This is a genomic window from Aminobacter sp. J41 (assembly GCF_000526635.1).
GTDB lineage: Bacteria > Pseudomonadota > Alphaproteobacteria > Rhizobiales > Rhizobiaceae > Aerobium.
Genome location: NZ_JAGL01000005.1, coordinates 100,919 through 120,081, shown reverse-complemented (window position 1 = coordinate 120,081; position 19,163 = coordinate 100,919). Strand labels below are relative to the sequence as shown.

Sequence of the window (19,163 nt, the reverse complement as noted above, 5' to 3'; positions counted from 1 at the left end):
CCAACGAGAGGCGTGCTATCTGAAAGGGTAGAACCACATGACAGTTGCTCCGAAGCCGGACCTTCGTCCGGCCAATCCCAATTTTTCTTCTGGTCCTTGCGCCAAGCGTCCCGGATGGTCGCTTGAAGCTCTCGCTGATGCCCCGCTCGGTCGCTCGCACCGCGCGAAGATCGGCAAGACGAAGCTGCAGTACGCAATCGACGTTACCCGCGAAATTCTTCAGGTTCCCGCCGACTGGCGCATCGGCATCGTGCCGGCGTCGGACACCGGCGCGGTCGAGATGGCGCTGTGGTCGCTGCTCGGCCAGCGCGGCGTCGACATGGTCGCCTGGGAATCCTTCGGCTCCGGCTGGGTCACCGACGTCGTCAAGCAGCTGAAGCTGCAGGACGTCCGCAAGTTCGAAGCCGACTACGGCAAGCTGCCCGACCTTTCTCAGATCGATTTCAACCGCGACGTCGTCTTCACCTGGAACGGCACCACTTCCGGTGTCCGCGTTCCGAACGCCGACTTCATCCCGGCCGACCGTGAAGGCCTGACCATCTGCGATGCCACCTCGGCCGCATTTGCCCAGCGCCTCGACTTCCAGAAGCTCGATGTCGTCACCTTCTCCTGGCAGAAGGTTCTCGGCGGTGAAGCTGCCCACGGCATGCTGATCCTGTCGCCCCGCGCTGTCGAGCGCCTCGAGACCTATACCCCGGCCTGGCCGCTGCCGAAGATCTTCCGCATGACCAAGGGCGGCAAGTTGATCGAAGGCATCTTCAAGGGCGAGACCATCAACACTCCGTCGATGCTCTGCGTCGAAGACTACATCGACGCTCTCGAGTGGGCGAAGTCGATTGGCGGTCTCGACGGCCTGATCGCACGCGCCGACGCGAACTTTGCGGTCATCGACGCCTTCGTTCAGAAGACCCCGTGGATCGACAACCTCGCCGTCGAGCCGGCAACCCGTTCGAACACCTCCGTGTGCCTGACGATCGTCGATCCGGAAGTCACCGCGCTCGATGCCGATGCCCAGGCCGCATTCGCCAAGGGCATTGCGACGCTGCTCGACAAGGAAGGCGTCGCCTACGACATCGGTGCCTACCGCGACGCTCCGGCTGGCCTGCGCATCTGGGCTGGCGCGACCGTTGAAACGGCCGACCTTGAGAAGCTGATGCCCTGGCTGGACTGGGCGTTTGCCCAGCAGAAGGCTGCTCTTAAGGCTGCCGCCTGATTAGTTTCGGGGTCGCGGTTGGGAGCGACCCCTTCTCTCCTGCATCTGAACTCAAGTGACCTGACGAAGGAGGCCGCAATGGCACCTCGCGTACTCGTATCCGACAAGCTTTCGCCCACTGCCGTCCAGATCTTCAAGGATCGCGGCGTTGAAGTCGACTACCTGCCCGACCTCGGCAAGGACAAGGAAAAGCTCCTTGAGGTGATCGGCCAGTATGACGGTCTTGCCATCCGCTCGGCTACCAAGGTGACGGAAAAGCTGATCGCCGCCGCCACCAACCTCAAGGTCATCGGCCGCGCCGGTATCGGCGTCGACAACGTGGACATCCCGGCTGCATCGCGCCGCGGTATCATCGTGATGAACACGCCTTTCGGCAATTCGATCACGACCGCCGAGCATGCGATCGCCCTGATGTTTGCCGTCGCCCGCCAGCTGCCGGAGGCCAACGCCTCCACCCACGCCGGCAAGTGGGAAAAGAACCGCTTCATGGGTGTCGAGATCACCGGCAAGACGCTGGGCGTCATCGGCTGCGGCAATATCGGCTCAATCGTTGCTACGCGCGGCGTCGGCCTCAAGATGAAGGTCATCGCCTTCGACCCGTTCCTGTCGGAGCAGCGCGCCGAGGAGCTTGGTGTCGAGAAGGTCGAGCTCGACGAGCTCCTGACGCGTTCGGACTTCATCACCCTGCACACGCCGATGACCGACAAGACGCGCGGCATCATCAACAAGGACGCCTTCGCCAAGATGAAGGACGGCGTGCGCATCATCAACTGCGCCCGCGGCGGCCTGGTCGTTGAGGCTGACCTTGTCGAAGCGCTCAAGAGCGGCAAGGTTGCCGGCGCCGGCATCGACGTGTTCGAAGTCGAGCCCGCCACCGAAAGCCCGCTCTTCGGCATGGAGAACGTCGTCTGCACGCCGCACCTTGGCGCATCGACCACTGAAGCGCAGGAGAACGTCGCGCTGCAGGTCGCCGAGCAGATGTCCGACTACCTGATCAAGGGCGCCGTCTCGAACGCGATCAACATGCCGTCGATCACCGCCGAGGAAGCTCCGCGTCTCAAGCCGTTCATCAAGCTCGCCGAAGTGCTTGGCGCTTTCGTCGGTCAGGCGACCGAGGATCCGGTCAAGGAAGTCGAGGTGCTGTTCGACGGTTCGACCGCGACCATGAACACCCGCGCCCTGATCAGCGCCGCGCTCGCCGGCCTGATCCGTCCGATGGTTGCCGACGTCAACATGGTCTCAGCGCCGATCATGGCCAAGGAGCGCGGCATCATCCTGTCCGAGATCAAGCGCGACAAGTCGGGCGTCTTCGACGGCTACATCAAGCTGACCGTCAAGACCGACTCCATGACCCGCTCGATTGCCGGCACCTGCTTCTCTGACGGCAAGCCGCGCTTCATCCAGATCAAGGGCATCAACCTCGACGCCGAGGTGGGCCAGCACATGCTGTACACCACCAACGACGACGTTCCGGGCATCATCGGTCTGCTCGGCTCGCTCTGCGGCAAGCATGGCGTCAACATCGCAAACTTCGCCCTCGGCCGCGACCGTCCGGGTGGCGACGCGATCGCGCTGCTCTATCTCGACGCTCCGTTCCCGGAACACGTCCTCACCGAGCTGCTCGCCGATGTCCGCATCAACTCGGCAAAGCCGCTCGTTTTCGACGTCGCGGCGAACTGAACCTGAAAGCCTCCTCCCAAGGCTGACCGAACCGCCGGCTCTCGAGCCGGCGGTTTTCTTTTGTGCCTATTGCCGGGTTTCCAGTGCGCGGCGGTGGCCGCTGCGCTCGGCAAGCCAGATGCCCCCGAATACCAGTGCCAGCGCGGCTGCGTGGTAGAGCTGAAAGGCTTCGCCAAGCAGCAACACCGAAAGCAGCGTGCCGAAGACCGGGATCATGTTGATGAACAGCCCGGCGCGGTTGCCACCGATCAACTCGACGCCGCGAATATAGAAGATCTGGCTGAGGATCGAAGGGAACAGCGACGTATAGGCCATGATCGCGTAGCCACGCAGGGTTGGCATGATCGCTTCCCCTGCCGCCACCTCCCAGATCGTGAAGGGAATCGAGGCCACGAAGGCAGACACGCACATCGCCAGCATCAGGCTCTTCCAGTGCACGTCCGGCTTGTTGCGCAGAGCGACCGTGTATCCGGAATAAGAGATCACTGCGATCAGCATCAGCGCGTCGCCGAAGTTCATCTGCAGCTGCGCGAGCGTGGAGAGGTCGCCATGCGAGGCCGTCAGCGCAACGCCCGCCACCGACATCAGGAAGCCCACGATCTGCCCGACGCCAACCCCGGTGCGGAACAGCACGAAGTTCAGCGCGAAGATGAACATCGGCATCGCCGCCTGCTCGATCGACACGTTGATGACGGTCGTGTAGCGCACCGCGTTGTAGAGGACGATGTTGAAGAGCGAGAAGCCGACGGCGCCAAGCAGGAAGATGAACACCAGCCTCTTCTTCAGCACCGGCCAGTCCTTGCGGAAATGCGGCAGGCCAATCGCGGCGATGACAAGCGAAGCGATGATCCAGCGGGCGCTGTTCAGAACCATCGGCGAGACATGCCCGAGTGCCAGCTTGCCGCTGACGGCATTTCCTGCCCAGAAGAATGACGCCAGCAGAAGCAGCGTATAGGCGTGGCGTAACATCGCGTCCCTTGCCAAAGGTCTTTTGATGAATATGAGCACAAGGTGCAAAAACGGAGGGACGAGCCTTAATCCCTCCCTGTTTCGCTGTAAATGAGCCAGATGTGGCCGCTAGAATCTGGGTTGGCCCTGGTATTGCAACCGGGGGGTCGCGTTGCGCGCGACTTGCGGTTATAGAGGCCTGTCATTTTCTGGGCATGAACGCCCGGCTTTAGTGAAGAGGATGTTTCCATGGCCAATGTGGTGGTCGTCGGCTCGCAGTGGGGCGACGAAGGCAAAGGCAAGATCGTCGACTGGCTTTCGGAACGCGCGGACGTCGTCGTGCGCTTCCAGGGCGGCCACAACGCCGGCCACACCCTCGTGGTCGACGGCAAGGTCTACAAGCTGTCGCTACTGCCTTCCGGCGTCGTGCGTCCGGGCAAGCTCTCGGTGATCGGCAACGGCGTCGTCTTCGACCCGCATGCCTTCGTCGCCGAGCTGCAGCGCCTGCGCGACCTCGGCGTCGAGATTGGTCCGGACCGCCTCAAGATCGCCGAGAACACGCCGCTCATCCTTTCCATCCACCGCGACCTCGACGGCTACCGCGAGGATGCCGCTTCCAGCAGTGGCACCAAGATCGGCACCACCCGCCGCGGCATCGGTCCTGCCTATGAGGACAAGGTTGGCCGCCGCGCGATCAAGGTCATGGACCTTGCCGACCTCGACACTCTTCCCGCCAAGATCGACCGCCTGCTGTCGCACCACAATCCGCTGCGCGTCGGCCTCGGCTTCCCGGAAGTGAAGCCGGAAACGCTGCTCGAAGAGCTGACCTCGATTGCCGACAAGGTCCTGCCATACATGGACCGCGTCTGGAAGGTGCTCGACGAGAAGCGCCGCGCCGGCGAGCGCATCCTGTTCGAGGGTGCTCAAGGCACCCTGCTCGACGTCGACCACGGCACCTATCCCTTCGTGACCTCGTCGAACGTAGTTGCCGGCCAGGCCGCCGCCGGTTCGGGCGTCGGTCCGGGCTCGATCGACTATGTCCTCGGCATCACCAAGGCTTACACGACCCGCGTCGGCGAAGGCCCGTTCCCGACCGAGCAGGACAATGATGTCGGCGAGTTCCTCGGCACCCGCGGCCACGAGTTCGGCACCGTCACGGGGCGCAAGCGCCGCTGCGGCTGGTTCGACGCCGTGCTGGTCCGCCAGGCCGTTGCCGTCAACGGCATCAACGGCATCGCGCTCACCAAGCTCGACGTGCTCGACGGCCTCGACGAGATCAAGGTCTGCACCGGCTACAAGCTCGACGGCCAGGTCATCGACTACCTGCCGGCGAGTCAGGGCGCCCAGGCCCGCGTCGAGCCGATCTACGAGACGCTCGAAGGCTGGAAGGGCACCACGGCGGGCGCACGCAGCTGGGCCGATCTCCCGGCGCAGGCGGTCAAGTATGTCCGCTACATCGAGGAGCTGATCGGCGCCCCGGTTGCGCTGCTTTCGACCAGCCCCGAGCGGGAAGACACGATTCTTGTGACCGATCCGTTTCAAGACTAGGTTCCAACGTAAAGTCGCGGCGTGGCACTAGGGGCCGCGCCGAACCGGCACAGGCAAAGGCAAACAGGAATGGCCGATTTCGTAGCGGTTCTGAGAAAGGCGATCAGCAATCTCGGCGAGAACACGCCCGAGATGCGCGAGAAGGTCTACGATAAAGCCAGGGCCACGATCGAAGCCAAGCTGGCTGCCATCAACCCGCCGCCGCCAGCGTCCGTCGCCGACCGCCAGCGCAAGGCGCTCGAGGACGCGATCGCCGTCGTCCGCGCCGACTATGCGGAGAAGGAAGCGACGGTCGAGGACGACGAGCTCGAGGACATTTTCGCGAGCCTGCATCAGGCCCCGGACATTGCGCCGCCTCCTCCGGCTGCGCCGCAGCCTGCTCCTCGCCCGGCACCAGCGCCCGTCGCGGAGCCGCGCGTCGAACCTGCTCCGGCGGCTCCCGCCGAGGCTCCGACGCCAAGCGCCTTTGCACCCGAGGCGCCTGAACCCGCCCCCGATCAGGATGAACCGCGTCCGCCCATTACCGACGGTATCGACACGCTGCTCGAAAGCGCCCCTTCGCATGACCGCGAGCCGCGCGAGCGTCGCGCCGCAGCCCCGGCCGCACGCGGCGGCTCCGGCAAGCGCGTCGGCCTTGCCGCCGCCATTGTCGTGCTTCTCGCCGCACTCGCCGGCGCCGGCTATTTCCTCCTGTCGGATGATGGCTCCAAGGTTGCCACCGAGACGCCTACTCCCGAGGCACAGCCTGCGCCTGAGGAGCCCGCATCCACCGCGGAGGATCTGACCGAGGAAGAGCCGCAGGAACAGGCGGCCGCGACGCCAGAGCAGCCGGCAACCCCGGCACAGCCAGGCACCGACAAGTTCACGCAGCGCCTTCTGCCTGATGGCAGCGAGGTCGATGAAGGTCCGGCCGGCGAAAAGCCGAGCATCGGCGAAGGCACTTCGGTCGCGACGCTGCAGCAGCCGGCGAACGCACAGCCTGCCCAAAACGGCAACGGCGCAGCGCCCGCGAACACTGCCGAGCAGCAGCCAGCCACCCAGCAGCAGTCGGGCGTTGCCGTCGGCCAGCGCGCGATCTTCTACGAAGAGCGCACCAGCTCGGCGCAGGGCTCGGCCGAGCTTGGCAACATCGTCTGGTCGATCGTCCAGGAATCGCCCGGCGGCGACCTGCCGCCTGAGCCGGCGATCCGCGCAGAGGCGACCATTCCGGGCAAGGACGTGCAGCTGCGCATGACCATCCGGCGCAATGGCGATGCCACGCTGCCTGCAAGCCACATCGTCGAGATGATCTTCCTGACGCCGGAAGGTTTTGAGGGCGGTGCGATATCCAACGTCTCGCGCATGTCGTTCAAGGAGACGGAACAGGCTGCGGGCAGCCCGCTGATCGGCATCCCGGCAAAGATCGCTGACGGCTTCTTCCTGATCGCGCTGGGCGACGCCCCGGCAGAGATCCAGACCAACATGAACCTGCTGCGCCAGCAGAGCTGGATCGACATTCCGATCGTCTACCAGACCGGCCGCCGCGCGCTGCTGTCGGTGGAAAAGGGCATACCGGGCGACAAGGTCTTCCAGGAAGCCCTGCAGGCCTGGGAACAGGCAAACGCCGGCTAAGACAGCGCGACATCGAAATCACGGACAAAAAGAAAAGCCGCCGGCGGGAATCCGCAGGCGGCTTTTTCGTAGGTCCCGAGGAACGCGGCTTACGCCGGCTCGGCCTCGATGGTGCGCAGGGCCTGTGCTTGGCGGCGAGCCGCCGCCTGGACTGCATCCTGCACCTTCTCGAAGGCGCGAACCTCGATCTGGCGCACGCGCTCGCGGCTGATGTCGAACTCAGCCGAAAGCTCCTCGAGCGTCATCGGCTCGTCGGCAAGGCGGCGCGCCTCGAAGATGCGGCGCTCGCGCTCATTGAGGACGGACAGGGCATCCGAAAGCATCGCGCGCCGGTTCTCGAGCTCGTCCTGCTCGATCAGCATGGCTTCCTGGCTTTCCGAATCGTCGACCAGCCAGTCCTGCCACTCGCCCGACTCGCCTTCCGAGGCGCGAATCGGCGCGTTCAGCGAAGCGTCGCCCGACAGGCGACGGTTCATCGATACGACCTCTTCCTCGCTAACGTTCAAGCGCGTCGCGATTTCGGTGATCTGCTCCGGCTTGAGGTCGCCCTCGTCCAGAGCCTGGATCTTGCCCTTCACCTTGCGCAGATTGAAGAACAGGCGCTTCTGGTTCGCCGTGGTGCCCATCTTCACGAGGCTCCACGAGCGCAGGATGTATTCCTGGATCGCGGCCTTGATCCACCACATCGCGTAGGTCGCGAGGCGGAAACCGCGTTCAGGTTCGAACTTCTTGACCGCCTGCATCAGGCCGACATTGCCCTCGGAGATTACTTCCCCGATCGGCAGGCCGTAGCCGCGATAGCCCATCGCGATCTTGGCGACGAGGCGGAGATGGCTCGTTACGAGCTTGTGTGCAGCATCCGTGTCCCCGTGCTCAATGTACCGCTTGGCGAGCATGTACTCTTCCTGCGGCTGGAGCATCGGAAAGCGCCGGATTTCCTCAAGATAGCGGGCAAGGCCGCCTTCCCCGGAAACGATGCTAGGTAGTGTCTGGGCCATATAGCACCCTCCCTCTATTTTTGCCCCCGTTCATCGGCGAGCTTACGGGCGCGGTCGCGCGCAGCGCGCACCACGCCGTAGGTCATATATAGGTACGTTTGCGGCAAAAACACGTAGCGTGACGCACTGAAACAGTCCGTCACGTAAAAATGAACGGGCGGCGTGCTGCCGTTTTGGGCTTATAAACCTCGGAACCCGTCCAACAGTTCCGCGAAATCTTCAGGCAGCGGTGCCTCGAACTTCATCAGCTCGTCCGTTACCGGATGGCGGAAGGCAAGCAGCCGCGCATGCAGCGCCTGGCGCGGAAAATTGCGGACCAGATCTCCGAGCTCAGCCGGCAACACGTTCACCTTGGTGAAGAAGGCGCGGCCGTACTCGCGGTCGCCGACCAGCGGATGGCCGATATGTGCCATGTGGACACGGATCTGGTGGGTGCGGCCCGTTTCCAGACGGCATTCGACCAGCGAGGCCATTGCGGTCGCATCGGGCTTTTCGCCGAACCGCTCCTGCACCTGGAAATGTGTCACCGCATAGCGCGCGTCCTCACGTTCCTCACGCACCACGGCCTGCTTCGTGCGGTCGGTGGTCGAGCGGCCAAGATAGGTCTCGATCGTGCCGCCCATGCGCGCCGGCGTTCCCCACACCAGCGCATCATAGGCACGCTGGAGGTCGCCGGTTCGGCCATGGTCGGCAAAGGCTTCCGACAGGCTGCGGTGCGCGCGATCGGTCTTGGCGACCACCAGCACGCCGCTGGTGTCCTTGTCGAGACGGTGCACGATCCCCGGCCGCCGCACACCGCCGATGCCCGAAAGCGAGGAGCCGCAATGATGGATCAGCGCGTTGACGAGCGTGCCGGTCCAGTTGCCGGCGCCCGGATGAACGACAAGACCCGCCGGCTTGTCGATCACGATCAGCTCGTCGTCCTCGTAGAGGATCGACAGCGGAATGTCCTCGCCTTCGGGCTCGGCCGGCTCCGGCTCGGGCATGACGAGCGTGATCCGGTCGCCTTCGATGAGCTTCTTCTTCGGCTCGGTAATGACGGCGCCGTTCAGCGTCACCTGCCCGTCGCGGATCAGCCCCTGGACGCGGCTGCGCGACAGTTCAGGCGCCGTCTGGGCCGCTAGCCACTGGTCCATACGCGTGCCATGCGCGTCCTTGTCGGCAAGGAACTCTTTCAATGCGGCTTCCGCTTCGCTATCAGGGGCGCTCATCTACCGGACCGGAGTGGATTTCTCGATGATGCAGGATGACGACGACCAGGTTGAGGAAAAGCCGCTCGACCCCGCCGTGGAACGGGTCCGGCGCAAGCTCGTCCGCTTTATCGCCATCAATCTGGGAATTCTGTTCCTGGCCCTTATGGCTGTCGTCGGCGCTCTTGTCTACCGCGCAACACGCGTCGAGACACCCGCAGCACCCATTCGCGAAGTTCCGGGCCCGGCCGACACGGCAGCCTATGGCGAGATTTCTATCCCGCAGGGCGCGCGTATCACCAGCCACGCTCTCTCCGGCAACCGACTCAGCCTGTCGCTCGACCTCGCGGACGGCACGCGCTCGATCTACATATATGACATGGCCGAGGCGCGGCTGATCGCCCGTTTCGACATCAAGGAAGAGTAGTCCCTTCCCATCGCCGGCTGCCGAGGCAGCCGGCTAAAGCTTCTTCCCCCAAGAAAAATCACGCTTTTGGGAAGAACCTGCAACGACCCGGGTTGCATTCTCCGCGAATCGAATCTATATGCCCGGTCACTGGTCAGCGCCCATCGTCTAGCGGTCAGGACGGCGCCCTCTCACGGCGCAAACAGGGGTTCGATTCCCCTTGGGCGTGCCAGTTATCTCCACAAAAAACAGCTCTCTTCGCTTAGCGGACCGACATCGTTGAGCCTCGCGACCTGCTGGCAAGATCCCGCAGCTTCTCCGATCCTTCCCTGCTCGCATTTTTCATTTGATGAGCCGCGTCGAAATATGATCGCATGCTGACGGGCAAAAGCCGTGGGAGGGGGAAATGCGAACAGCTATCGCTGCTGGGCTGTTGGTGCTTGTCGCAACACCAGCGTCGGCTCAGTGGGTTCATCAGAAGCAGGAAAGCGCGTTTGGCGGTGCTGCGAAACACGTTGCCGTGACCGTCAGAGGCACATACGGCTTCGGTCTCCGATGCCAGAGCGACGAGCTCACCGCGATCTTGCTGGCACCGGAAGCGATCACCTTCGACGATGCACAACGCTTCAAGCAGCTTTCTCCGATCATGCTGCTACGCATCGACAACGGCGAAGTACTCGAGCTCGACGCGCTGGTCGAAAGTTCTGAGGGGCAGCTTCGGGTCGGTGCCGCCATCGATGTAGCTACGGCGCACGATATAGCAAAGGCCAGGCGCCGCGTGGCGGCAGCCCTCTCGCTTCAGGGCAAGCAATATCACGAGCATCAGTTCGGTGTGTCGGGGTCGAGCCGCGCTGTCGGCCAGATGCTGAAGGGCTGCGGCCTGCCGCAGCCGTGATTGCCTGGAGTCAATGAGCGAATCCGGTGGCCGTGTGCGCGCTATGGTTAGCTGATCGTTAAGCCTTCGCATCCACAATCCCTCGCTGACTTGCATGCAAGCAATGGGGGGCTGGGCGCGTTCATGCAGGAAGTTACGACCTCTGTTTTGCCTTTCGGTGAGACGCCGACGCTATCTTCTGTGATGAACAGCATGCCGGCGGAAGGGCAACTTGCCGCCGCCGGTCTTCAGCTTCTCGAAAACGACTGCGCCTGGCTGTGGCAGTCGGACGCTTGTCACGTAATCTGCCATCTCTCCGAGGCCTATGCCGCAGCAACCGGCGCGAGCCCGGATGACGTCATTGGCCGCGCACGTATCGATACCCTGCTGGAAACCGGCAGCCTCGGCGGCAAGTCTGAGCATCTCGATGCGCTGCGCGCCCGAAAGCCGTTCCGCGACTTCATCTGTCACACCAAGGTTCCCAACCGCGACTGCCGCTATGTGGCGATCTCGGGCGTGCCGCTGTTCGACAGCGACGGCACTTTCCTCGGCTATCGCGGCACCTGCCGCAATGTGACCGCCTACTTCCGCAAGGCCACGTCGCAGATGCCCTCGCGCGATACGCGCCTGGCGCTGATGCTCGACGCGCTGCAGGACGCCTTCTGCTACTACGACGCGGACGACCGGCTGGTTCTCTACAACCACGCTATGGTCAAGATGTATGCCGGGCTCGAGGATTTGATCCGCCGCGGCACACGCTTCCATGATCTGGTCCGCGCCGCGGTCGACCGCGGTTTGTGGACGCCGCACGAAATGGATGCGGAAGCCCTTTGCACATTCCTGATCGACGGCCGCAACAAGCGCGAGCCTTTCGAGGCGCTGATCTCGTTCTCCGACGGCCGCTACGCCATCCATCGCGAGGTCCCTTCGGAAGACGGCGGCATGATCTGCGTCTGCACGGACGTGACCGCGCTCAAGCGCCATGAAAACGAGGTTCTCCTCGCTAAGCGGGAAGCTGAGCATCTCCTCGAAGATCTTCGGCGCAGCCTCGACGCCATGCAGATGGGCGTCGTCATCGTTGACGAGAACCTGGACATCGAGATCGTCAACAAGGCCTTCTATGAGATCTGGCGCTTCAACGAGACCAACGTCCCGACAGGCAGCCCATTCCGGGTACTGATGGACTACAACCGCGACAACGGCGTCTACGGCGTTTCACCGCAGCAGTGGGAAGCCTATGTCGAGTCGCGGCTCGACGAGATCCGCCAGGGAAGCGTCGCGCCGCGCGAATTCTCCCGCGCCGATGGCCGCACGATGATCTATTCCGTGACGCCCCTCTCCGGCCGCAAGCGCCTCATCAGCTATTTTGACATTAGCGAGATGAAGGAGCGCGAGAAGCAGGTTGCGATCGCGCTCGAACGCGCCCGCCTCGCCGAGACCGTCATCGACAACGTGCCCGATCCAATGTTCGTCAAGGACGCGGACCTGCGCTTTGTCATGGTCAACCGCGCCTACGCGCAGATGTGGGGCAAGGCTCCCGAAGACATCATCGGCAAGCGATCGCGTGACTTCGCGCCGCCGAGGATTGCGGCCGAGCTCGAGCGGCGTGAACTCGAGGTCCTGAAGACTGGGGAGCCCTACGAGCACGAAGAAGACTACGTCATCGACGGCAAGGAACACTTCCGCATCCTTCGGAAGAACCGCGTGCGCACGCGCTCGGGCACCGACTACGTCGCCGGGTCGATTTTCGACGTGACGGAGTTGAAGCGTCGCGAAATGGAGAGCCGCGCGGCCCGCACCTATCTCGAGAACGTGCTGGAATCGCTGCCGGCGGGCATCATCATCTACGACACCGAGGACCGCTTCGTTCTTGCCAACAGGAAGCTGCAGGACACGATGCCGGAGGTGAATGCGGCCTGGTATGCCGGCTGCCCGTTCCGCGAGGCGCTGCGGCTTGGACATGCGCACGGCTACTTCCGTGCCAGCGGCGATCCGGATGTCGATGCTCTCTATGACAGTGACCGTGAGCAGTGGATCGACGCCTATCTCGAACGCCGCCGCGAACAGCACCGCACCTATGTGCGCCAGAACCCCGATGGCCGCTGGTACCAGGCAATTGACACGCGCACGCCCGACGGCTCGTTCATCGGCATTCGCATAGACATCACTGAGTTGAAGCAGCGCGAGGCCGAACTCGAGGAAGCGCAGCGCAAGGCTGTGCTCGCCGACCGCGCCAAGTCCGAATTCCTCGCCAACATGAGCCATGAAATCCGCACGCCGATGAACGGCGTCCTCGGCATGGCGGAACTTTTGGCTCGCTCGCGGCTCGACGACCGCCAGAAGACCTTCACCGACATCATCGTGAAGTCCGGTAACGCGCTGCTGACGATCATCAACGACATCCTCGACTTCTCGAAGATCGATGCGGGCCAGCTGGTTCTCGATCCGGGGCCGTTCCATCTCGCCGAGGCAATCGAGGACGTGGCGACGCTGGTCTCGACAAGAGCCAAGGAAAAGGATCTTGAGCTCATCGTCCGGGTGCAGCCGGGCCTGCCGACGGTAGTCGTTGGTGACGTCGGCCGCTTCCGGCAGATCGTCACTAACCTCGTTGGCAACGCGGTCAAATTCACCGAGAAGGGGCACGTCCTCGTCGACGTGTCTGGCCATGACGTCGGCGACGAGGTCGCCCTGCGCGTGTCGGTGAAAGACACCGGCATCGGCATTCCGGCCGGCAAGCTCGACCAGGTCTTCGAGAAGTTCAGCCAGGTCGATGCGTCATCCACTCGACGTCATGAAGGCACCGGCCTCGGCCTTGCGATCACCTCGCGGCTGGTTGCCCTGATGGGCGGCGAGATCGGGGCCGAGAGTGTCGAGGGCCAAGGTTCCACCTTCTGGTTCACGCTGACGATGCCACGCGCGGGCGACCATCGCGTACTTCGCCCAACGCCGCTCGACGTTTCGGGGGCGCGGGTGCTCATCGTCGACGACAACGCCGTGAACCGCGCCATCCTGATGGAGCAGATGGCGAGCTGGGGCTTCGACGCCTGCGCCGTCGAGAGCGGCGACGAAGGCATCGCCGTCCTCAAGGCAGTTGTTGCGCGCGGCCTCAGCGTCGACTGCATGATTCTCGACTACCAGATGCCGGAGATGACCGGCAGTGACGTCGCGCGCGTCGTTCGCGCGACACCGGAAATTGCCGCGACGCCGATCGTCATGCTGACCTCTGTCGATCAGACCCTCGGCCAGCCGAGCTACCGCGCGCTCAACATCGACGCTCATCTCATCAAGCCCGCGCGCTCTTCGGCGCTGCTTGAAGCGCTCGTCGCCGCCATCCAGAATCACCGCCACGGTCTTCAGCAGAAGCACGACCGCATTGCGCCAGCTCCAGCGGCCGAAGATGCCGATGTCATCCGCGTGCAGCCTGCAGCGCCGGCACTGCCGGAGCCCAACATCGTGCCGCTGCGACCTGCCTCCGGCGACGACCACCGGGTCGACATTCTCGTTGCCGAGGACAATGAAGTGAACCAGCTCGTATTCAGCCAGATCCTTGGCGAAACGGGCCTGCGGTACGAGATCGTCGGCAATGGCCGGCTCGCGGTCGAAGCCTGGTCGCGGCTCATGCCTCGCATGATGCTGATGGACGTCTCCATGCCTGAGATGAACGGCCTCGAGGCAACCGGCCGGATTCGCGAGATGGAGGAAGGCACCGACCGGCACACGCCGATCGTCGGCGTCACCGCCCATGCGCTCAAGGGCGACCGGGAACGCTGCATTGAAGCCGGCATGGACGACTATCTGTCCAAGCCAATCAGCCCGAAGGCACTGACGGAAAAGATTTCGCTGTGGCTTGGTGCCGGTACGGAGGTCGACTTCAGCTTCGCATGACACCGTCACCGGCGTGACACCGGACTGTCATCCAGCTGTTACATAACGCGGCTATTGCCACTCCCGACGCAAGGAGCGTCGCATCCGACCTTCGGGAGTAGGCACCATGACCAGGCATTTCCTCGTAGCGACCGTCGCCTCCGCAGCCCTCGCCGCCTCGCTCGGCGCAGCCAGCGCACAGTCGCGCGACATCATCCAGATCGCAGGTTCCTCGACCGTGCTGCCGTTTGCAAGCATCGTCGCCGAGGAGTTCGGTCAGGCGTTCCCCGACTACAAGACGCCCGTCGTCGGCTCGGGCGGCACTGGCGGTGGCCTGCGCCAATTCTGTGCCGGCGTCGGCGAGAACACCATCGATATCGCCAATGCCTCGCGCCGGATCCGCGCCGCCGAGGTAGAAGCCTGCAATGCCGCCGGCGTCAGCAAGATCCACGAGGTGATGATCGGCTATGACGGCATCGTCTTCGCGTCGAGTGCACAGGGCGCCGACTTCGCGCTTGAACCGGTCCACGTCTTCAAGGCAGTCGCCGCTCAGGTTCCGGTCGACGGCAAGCTCGTCGACAATCCCTACACAAAATGGAACGAGATCGATCCGTCGCTGCCCGACCAGCCAATTGCCCTCGCCATTCCGGCCTCTAATCACGGCACCCGGGAAGTCTTTCAGGAGCGCGTGATCGCGGAAGGCGCCAAGGCAGCCGGGCTGCCCGAGCTGTCGAAGGAAGAGCTCGAGAAGGTCACAACTACCTTCCGCCAGGACGTGGTGGTCGAGATCGCCGGCGACTATACCGAAACCCTCGCCCGCCTGCAGGCCAACCCGGATACGATTGGCGTCTTCGGCCTCTCGTTCTACGAGCAGAACCGAGACACGCTAAAGGTCGCGACTGTTTCCGGCATCACCCCGTCGCTCGAAGCGGTCGCCGCCGGCGAATACCCAGTCTCCCGCCCGCTCTTCTTCTACGTCAAGGGCGAGCACATCGGCGTCGTTCCGGGTATTGCCGAATATGTCGAGTTCTTCCTGTCCGACCAGATGGCGGGCCTTGGCGGGACGCTTGAGACCGCCGGCCTGATCCCCGCGCCTGCGGAAGAACTCGCCGAGGTTCTGGCGAGCTTCCAGGAAGGCAGGACAATCACAGTAGAGGACGTGAAGTAGCGCGTCACGCGGGCATCAGGCCGCTCATGCGGCCTGATGCTCATCCTTCATGAGATCCGGAAGGCCGGTTCATGAACACAGCCATCATCGCCGCCCTGCTGCTGATCCTGCTGGGTATTGCTTACCAGACCGGCTGCTCGCGCAGCCGCAGCCTCACGCTCGGGGGCGAAGCACGGCTTCACTCGCGCCCGGTCTACCACGGCGCCCTCGTTGCCATCTGGTCGCTCACCCCGGCACTGCTGATCCTGGCGCTCTGGGCGCTGTTCGGCGACACGGCAAGCCGCGCCTACCTTCTCGCCCAGCTTCCGCCCGAGACGTCTTCGCTCGCCCCTGCCGATCTTGATGGCGCCATCCGGCGCATCCGGCAGATCGAGAGCGGCTTTGGTATCATCGGCGATGCCCAACCTTGGGAAAATCAGGCTGCCGAGGCGCTGCGTGAGTTCCGCATCCTGACCTCGGCAGCCATCATCGCCGCTGCCGCCGGCACGGGCGCGCTGGCGCTCTGGTTCGCGCGCAGCCGAATTTCGCTGCGCCTTCGCGCGCGCAACGAGGTCGAGCGCATGGTCTCCTGGGCGATGATCGGCTGCTCGATCGTCGCGATCCTGACCACCGCCGGCATCGTCGCCTCGCTGCTGGTCGAAGCCATTCGCTTCTTCACTTTCGTCAGCCCAATCGACTTCTTTTTCGGCACTGTCTGGAACCCCGGTTTCTCAACGACGGGCCACGGCTCTGCTGGCGAATACGGCCTCCTGCCGCTCCTGTGGGGCACGCTGATGGTCGCGACCATCGCCATCCTCGTCGCCCTGCCGATCGGCCTGTTGACGGCGATCTACCTGACGCAATATGCCTCGCCGCGCCTGCGCGGCTTCGTCAAGCCGATCATCGAGATCCTCGCCGGCATCCCGACCATCGTCTACGGTTTCTTTGCGCTGGTGACAGTCGGCCCCTTCCTGGCCGGGCTGGGTAATTTGCTCGGCCTAGACATCCGCGCCACCAGCGCGCTGACGGCCGGCATCGTCATGGGGATCATGATCATCCCCTTCATCTCCTCGCTCTCTGACGACATCATCCGCCAGGTGCCGCGTGCCATGCGCGACGGCTCCCTGGGCCTTGGTGCCACGCAGTCCGAGACCATCAAGCGCATCATCCTGCCGGCCGCGCTTCCCGGCATCGTCGGCGCGTTCCTGCTCGCCGTCAGCCGCGCCATCGGCGAGACGATGATCGTAGTCCTCGCTGCCGGCAATAGCCCGTACCTGCGCCTCAATCCGGGCGAACCGGTCTCCACCGTGACCGTCACTATCGTCAACCAGCTGACCGGCGACACCGACTTCGCGTCGCCGCAGTCACTGGTCGCCTTCGCGCTGGGCCTGACGCTGTTTGCGATGACCCTCATCCTCAACGTCGCCGCCCTCTACATCGTCCGCCGCTACCGGGAGCAGTACGAATGACGTCCGACGAACGCCTCGGTCTCGTCCGCGCGGGGCTTGCTGCCCGTCATGCCCGCGAATGGCGCTTTCGCTTCTATGGCATCCTCGCAATCCTGGCCGCCCTCAGCTTTGTCGCGATCCTGTTCGGCATGATCCTGTCCCGCGGACTTCCCGCCTTTACGCAGGCGACGCTGACACTCGACGTTCATTTCGATGCGGCGGTCATCAAAGTTGGCGAACGGCCAACGCGAACCGGAAACCAGTCGCACGCCGAATATGCGAAGGCGGTCAGCGACTGGGAGCGCAAGATGACGATGGTCAACTGGAACCGCCTCATCGAGGCGGCGGTGCGGGAGGCTGCCCCCGACACGAAGGCGAATTCGCGTGAAATCCTGTCGATTGTCGAGACCAACGCCCGCTTCGAGCTGCGCGACATGCTGGTCGCTGACCCGACGCTGATCGGCAAGACGGTTCAGGTCAGCCTGCTAGCCTCGGCCAATGCCGACAACTGGCTGAAGGGCAACATCGACCGCGCACTGCCCGATGCGCAGCAACAGCTGCGCGAGCCGGCACGCGCGCTTGCCGACCAGCTCAAGGCCGAGGGGAAAATCCGCAACGCCTTTGCCTGGCACATCTTCACCAATGTCGACTCGCGGTCGGCTCCGGCTTCCGCCGGCCTTGCCGGAGCCTTCGTCGGCTCGCTCTACATGATGCTGGTGGTGATCGTGCTTGCCGTGCCGATCGGCGTCATGAGCGCAGTCTATCTGGAAGAGTTCGCGCCGAAGAACCGGTTCACCGACCTCATTGAGGTCAACATCAACAACCTCGCCGCCGTGCCGTCGATCGTCTTCGGCCTGCTGGGCGCTGCCGTCTTCATCAACTATTTCCGTCTGCCGCTGTCGGCACCGCTCGTCGGCGGACTGGTGCTGTCGCTGATGACACTTCCCACCATCATCATCGCCACGCGCTCGGCGTTGCGCGCCGTGCCGCCGTCGCTGCGCCAGGCAGCCCTCGGCCTCGGCGCGTCGAAGACGCAGACCGTGTTTCACCACGTCCTGCCCGTCACCTATCCCGGCATGCTCACCGCCACCATCATCGGTGTCGCACAGGCGCTTGGCGAAACGGCACCGCTGCTGCTGATCGGCATGAACGCCTTCGTCGCGCAGGTACCGGCTACCCCTCTCGACCAATCGTCAGCCCTGCCCGTGCAGATCTTCCTCTGGCAGGGCAACGAGAACCGCAACTTCTTCGAAGCGCGCACATCAGCCGCCATCATCGTCCTGCTCGGGCTGATGCTGACGCTCAACGCCATCGCGATCTTCCTGCGCTCGCGGCTGGAGAAACGCACATGACAGAGAACACTCGCTTGGAGGCGACCGAAATGAACATGCCTGCCGCAACCATCCTCGCCCGCTCGGACCTCTACCACATGCCGTCAACGACGGTCCGCACGCCCGATGCCGAACCGCGCTCCGCAAAGGTTATCGCGCGCAACGTCAGCGTCTTCTACGGTCCGAAGCAGGCGCTGTTCGACGTGTCGATTGACATTCCGGAAAAGTCCGTCACCGCCTTCATCGGCCCGTCGGGCTGCGGCAAGTCGACCTTCCTGCGCTGCCTCAACCGCATGAACGACACGATCGACGGCTGCCGCGTGAGCGGACAGATCGCACTCGACGGCAGCGACATCTTCGCCCCCTCGCTCGATGTCGTCGAGCTGCGCGCTCGCGTCGGCATGGTGTTCCAGAAGCCGAACCCGTTCCCGAAGTCCATCTACGAAAACGTCGCCTACGGCCCGCGCATCCACGGTCTGGCCCGCTCGAAGGCCGACCTCGATGAGATCGTCGCATCAAGCCTACAGAAGGCGAGCCTCTGGAACGAGGTGAAGGACCGGCTCCACGAGCCCGGCACCGGCCTTTCGGGCGGCCAGCAGCAGCGCCTCTGCATCGCCCGCGCCATTGCGGTCTCGCCGGAAGTGATCCTGATGGACGAGCCCTGCTCGGCTCTCGACCCCATCGCCACTGCCCGCATCGAGGAACTGATCGACGAGCTGAAGCAGAATTTTACGATCGTCATCGTCACCCACTCGATGCAGCAGGCCGCGCGCGTGTCGCAACGCACCGCTTTCTTCCATCTCGGCAACCTGGTCGAAGAAGGTCCGACTGACCTGATCTTCACCAGCCCCGGCGAGAAGCGGACGCAGGACTACATCACCGGCAGGTTCGGCTGAGGAGCCAAT

Annotated in this window: 14 protein-coding genes and 1 tRNA gene; 12 read left to right on the top strand and 3 right to left on the bottom strand. The window is 63.8% G+C overall.

The window, feature by feature from the left end; genetic code table 11:
* The first annotated feature begins 37 nt into the window (after positions 1–37).
* Positions 38–1,213: a phosphoserine transaminase gene (locus L630_RS0105890; protein ID WP_024847348.1), complete on the top strand. Its 1,176-nt coding sequence runs from the start codon at positions 38–40 to the stop codon at positions 1,211–1,213.
* 78 nt (positions 1,214–1,291) lie between these two features.
* The gene (gene serA / locus L630_RS0105885) at positions 1,292–2,893 is read left to right on the top strand and encodes a phosphoglycerate dehydrogenase (protein WP_024847347.1); all 1,602 of its coding nucleotides are present in this window, start codon (positions 1,292–1,294) and stop codon (positions 2,891–2,893) included.
* Between the two features lie 66 nt (positions 2,894–2,959).
* Here serA and L630_RS0105880 read toward each other — a convergent pair whose 3' ends face one another.
* Entirely contained in the window at positions 2,960–3,862 is a 903-nt protein-coding gene (locus tag L630_RS0105880) for a DMT family transporter (RefSeq protein ID WP_024847346.1), read from the bottom strand.
* Positions 3,863–4,090: 228 nt separating this feature from the next.
* Between L630_RS0105880 and L630_RS0105875 the strand changes: the two genes are divergently transcribed.
* Complete coding sequence (locus L630_RS0105875; protein WP_024847345.1) at positions 4,091–5,389, top strand: adenylosuccinate synthase; 1,299 nt, start codon at positions 4,091–4,093, stop codon at positions 5,387–5,389.
* Positions 5,390–5,458: 69 nt separating this feature from the next.
* Positions 5,459–7,000 (top strand): hypothetical protein, encoded by a 1,542-nt coding sequence (locus L630_RS0105870; RefSeq protein WP_024847344.1) that lies wholly within the window; start codon positions 5,459–5,461, stop codon positions 6,998–7,000.
* 89 nt (positions 7,001–7,089) lie between these two features.
* Here L630_RS0105870 and rpoH read toward each other — a convergent pair whose 3' ends face one another.
* Both rpoH and L630_RS0105860 read right to left on the bottom strand, forming a co-directional pair.
* Positions 7,090–7,998, bottom strand: a complete 909-nt coding sequence (gene rpoH / locus L630_RS0105865) for an RNA polymerase sigma factor RpoH (protein ID WP_024847343.1) — start codon at positions 7,996–7,998, stop codon at positions 7,090–7,092.
* 179 nt (positions 7,999–8,177) lie between these two features.
* Positions 8,178–9,209, bottom strand: coding sequence for an RluA family pseudouridine synthase (locus L630_RS0105860; protein WP_024847342.1), 1,032 nt, complete (start codon positions 9,207–9,209; stop codon positions 8,178–8,180).
* 25 nt (positions 9,210–9,234) lie between these two features.
* Here L630_RS0105860 and L630_RS0105855 point away from each other — a divergent pair, with 25 nt between their 5' ends.
* The 8 genes from L630_RS0105855 to pstB all read left to right on the top strand — a co-directional run bounded on the left by L630_RS0105855 (position 9,235) and on the right by pstB (position 19,154).
* The gene (locus L630_RS0105855; RefSeq protein WP_024847341.1) at positions 9,235–9,615 is read left to right on the top strand and encodes a hypothetical protein; all 381 of its coding nucleotides are present in this window, start codon (positions 9,235–9,237) and stop codon (positions 9,613–9,615) included.
* 136 nt (positions 9,616–9,751) lie between these two features.
* Positions 9,752–9,826: transfer RNA gene (locus tag L630_RS0105850), tRNA-Glu, on the top strand.
* 174 nt (positions 9,827–10,000) lie between these two features.
* Positions 10,001–10,489: a hypothetical protein gene (locus L630_RS0105845; RefSeq protein WP_144708775.1), complete on the top strand. Its 489-nt coding sequence runs from the start codon at positions 10,001–10,003 to the stop codon at positions 10,487–10,489.
* 192 nt (positions 10,490–10,681) lie between these two features.
* Positions 10,682–14,353, top strand: a complete 3,672-nt coding sequence (locus L630_RS0105840) for a PAS-domain containing protein (protein WP_144708783.1) — start codon at positions 10,682–10,684, stop codon at positions 14,351–14,353.
* A gap of 106 nt (positions 14,354–14,459) precedes the next feature.
* On the top strand, positions 14,460–15,500 hold the full coding sequence (locus L630_RS0105835; RefSeq protein ID WP_024847338.1) for a substrate-binding domain-containing protein: 1,041 nt from the start codon (positions 14,460–14,462) through the stop codon (positions 15,498–15,500).
* 71 nt (positions 15,501–15,571) lie between these two features.
* A complete protein-coding gene (pstC, locus tag L630_RS0105830) occupies positions 15,572–16,948 on the top strand; it encodes a phosphate ABC transporter permease subunit PstC (RefSeq protein ID WP_024847337.1) in 1,377 nt (458 codons plus the stop codon).
* The gene (gene pstA / locus L630_RS0105825) at positions 16,945–18,279 is read left to right on the top strand and encodes a phosphate ABC transporter permease PstA (protein ID WP_024847336.1); all 1,335 of its coding nucleotides are present in this window, start codon (positions 16,945–16,947) and stop codon (positions 18,277–18,279) included. The genes pstC and pstA overlap by 4 nt, the downstream gene beginning before the upstream one ends.
* Before the next feature lie 77 nt (positions 18,280–18,356).
* Positions 18,357–19,154, top strand: a complete 798-nt coding sequence (gene pstB / locus L630_RS0105820; protein ID WP_034329509.1) for a phosphate ABC transporter ATP-binding protein PstB — start codon at positions 18,357–18,359, stop codon at positions 19,152–19,154.
* Positions 19,155–19,163 lie beyond the last annotated feature (9 nt).

Excerpts from the sequence above, each read along its gene's own strand:
- L630_RS0105890 (WP_024847348.1), top strand. The coding sequence starts at position 38 with ATGACAGTTGCTCCGAAGCCGGACCTTCGTCCGGCCAATCCCAATTTT.
- L630_RS0105840 (WP_144708783.1), top strand. The coding sequence starts at position 10,682 with ATGCCGGCGGAAGGGCAACTTGCCGCCGCCGGTCTTCAGCTTCTCGAA.
- L630_RS0105875 (WP_024847345.1), top strand. The coding sequence starts at position 4,091 with ATGGCCAATGTGGTGGTCGTCGGCTCGCAGTGGGGCGACGAAGGCAAA.
- L630_RS0105880 (WP_024847346.1), bottom strand. The coding sequence starts at position 3,862 with ATGTTACGCCACGCCTATACGCTGCTTCTGCTGGCGTCATTCTTCTGG.
- L630_RS0105835 (WP_024847338.1), top strand. The coding sequence starts at position 14,460 with ATGACCAGGCATTTCCTCGTAGCGACCGTCGCCTCCGCAGCCCTCGCC.
- rpoH (WP_024847343.1), bottom strand. The coding sequence starts at position 7,998 with ATGGCCCAGACACTACCTAGCATCGTTTCCGGGGAAGGCGGCCTTGCC.
- serA (WP_024847347.1), top strand. The coding sequence starts at position 1,292 with ATGGCACCTCGCGTACTCGTATCCGACAAGCTTTCGCCCACTGCCGTC.
- pstB (WP_034329509.1), top strand. The coding sequence starts at position 18,357 with ATGCCGTCAACGACGGTCCGCACGCCCGATGCCGAACCGCGCTCCGCA.
- L630_RS0105870 (WP_024847344.1), top strand. The coding sequence starts at position 5,459 with ATGGCCGATTTCGTAGCGGTTCTGAGAAAGGCGATCAGCAATCTCGGC.
- pstC (WP_024847337.1), top strand. The coding sequence starts at position 15,572 with ATGAACACAGCCATCATCGCCGCCCTGCTGCTGATCCTGCTGGGTATT.
- L630_RS0105855 (WP_024847341.1), top strand. The coding sequence starts at position 9,235 with ATGATGCAGGATGACGACGACCAGGTTGAGGAAAAGCCGCTCGACCCC.
- L630_RS0105845 (WP_144708775.1), top strand. The coding sequence starts at position 10,001 with ATGCGAACAGCTATCGCTGCTGGGCTGTTGGTGCTTGTCGCAACACCA.
- pstA (WP_024847336.1), top strand. The coding sequence starts at position 16,945 with ATGACGTCCGACGAACGCCTCGGTCTCGTCCGCGCGGGGCTTGCTGCC.
- L630_RS0105860 (WP_024847342.1), bottom strand. The coding sequence starts at position 9,209 with ATGAGCGCCCCTGATAGCGAAGCGGAAGCCGCATTGAAAGAGTTCCTT.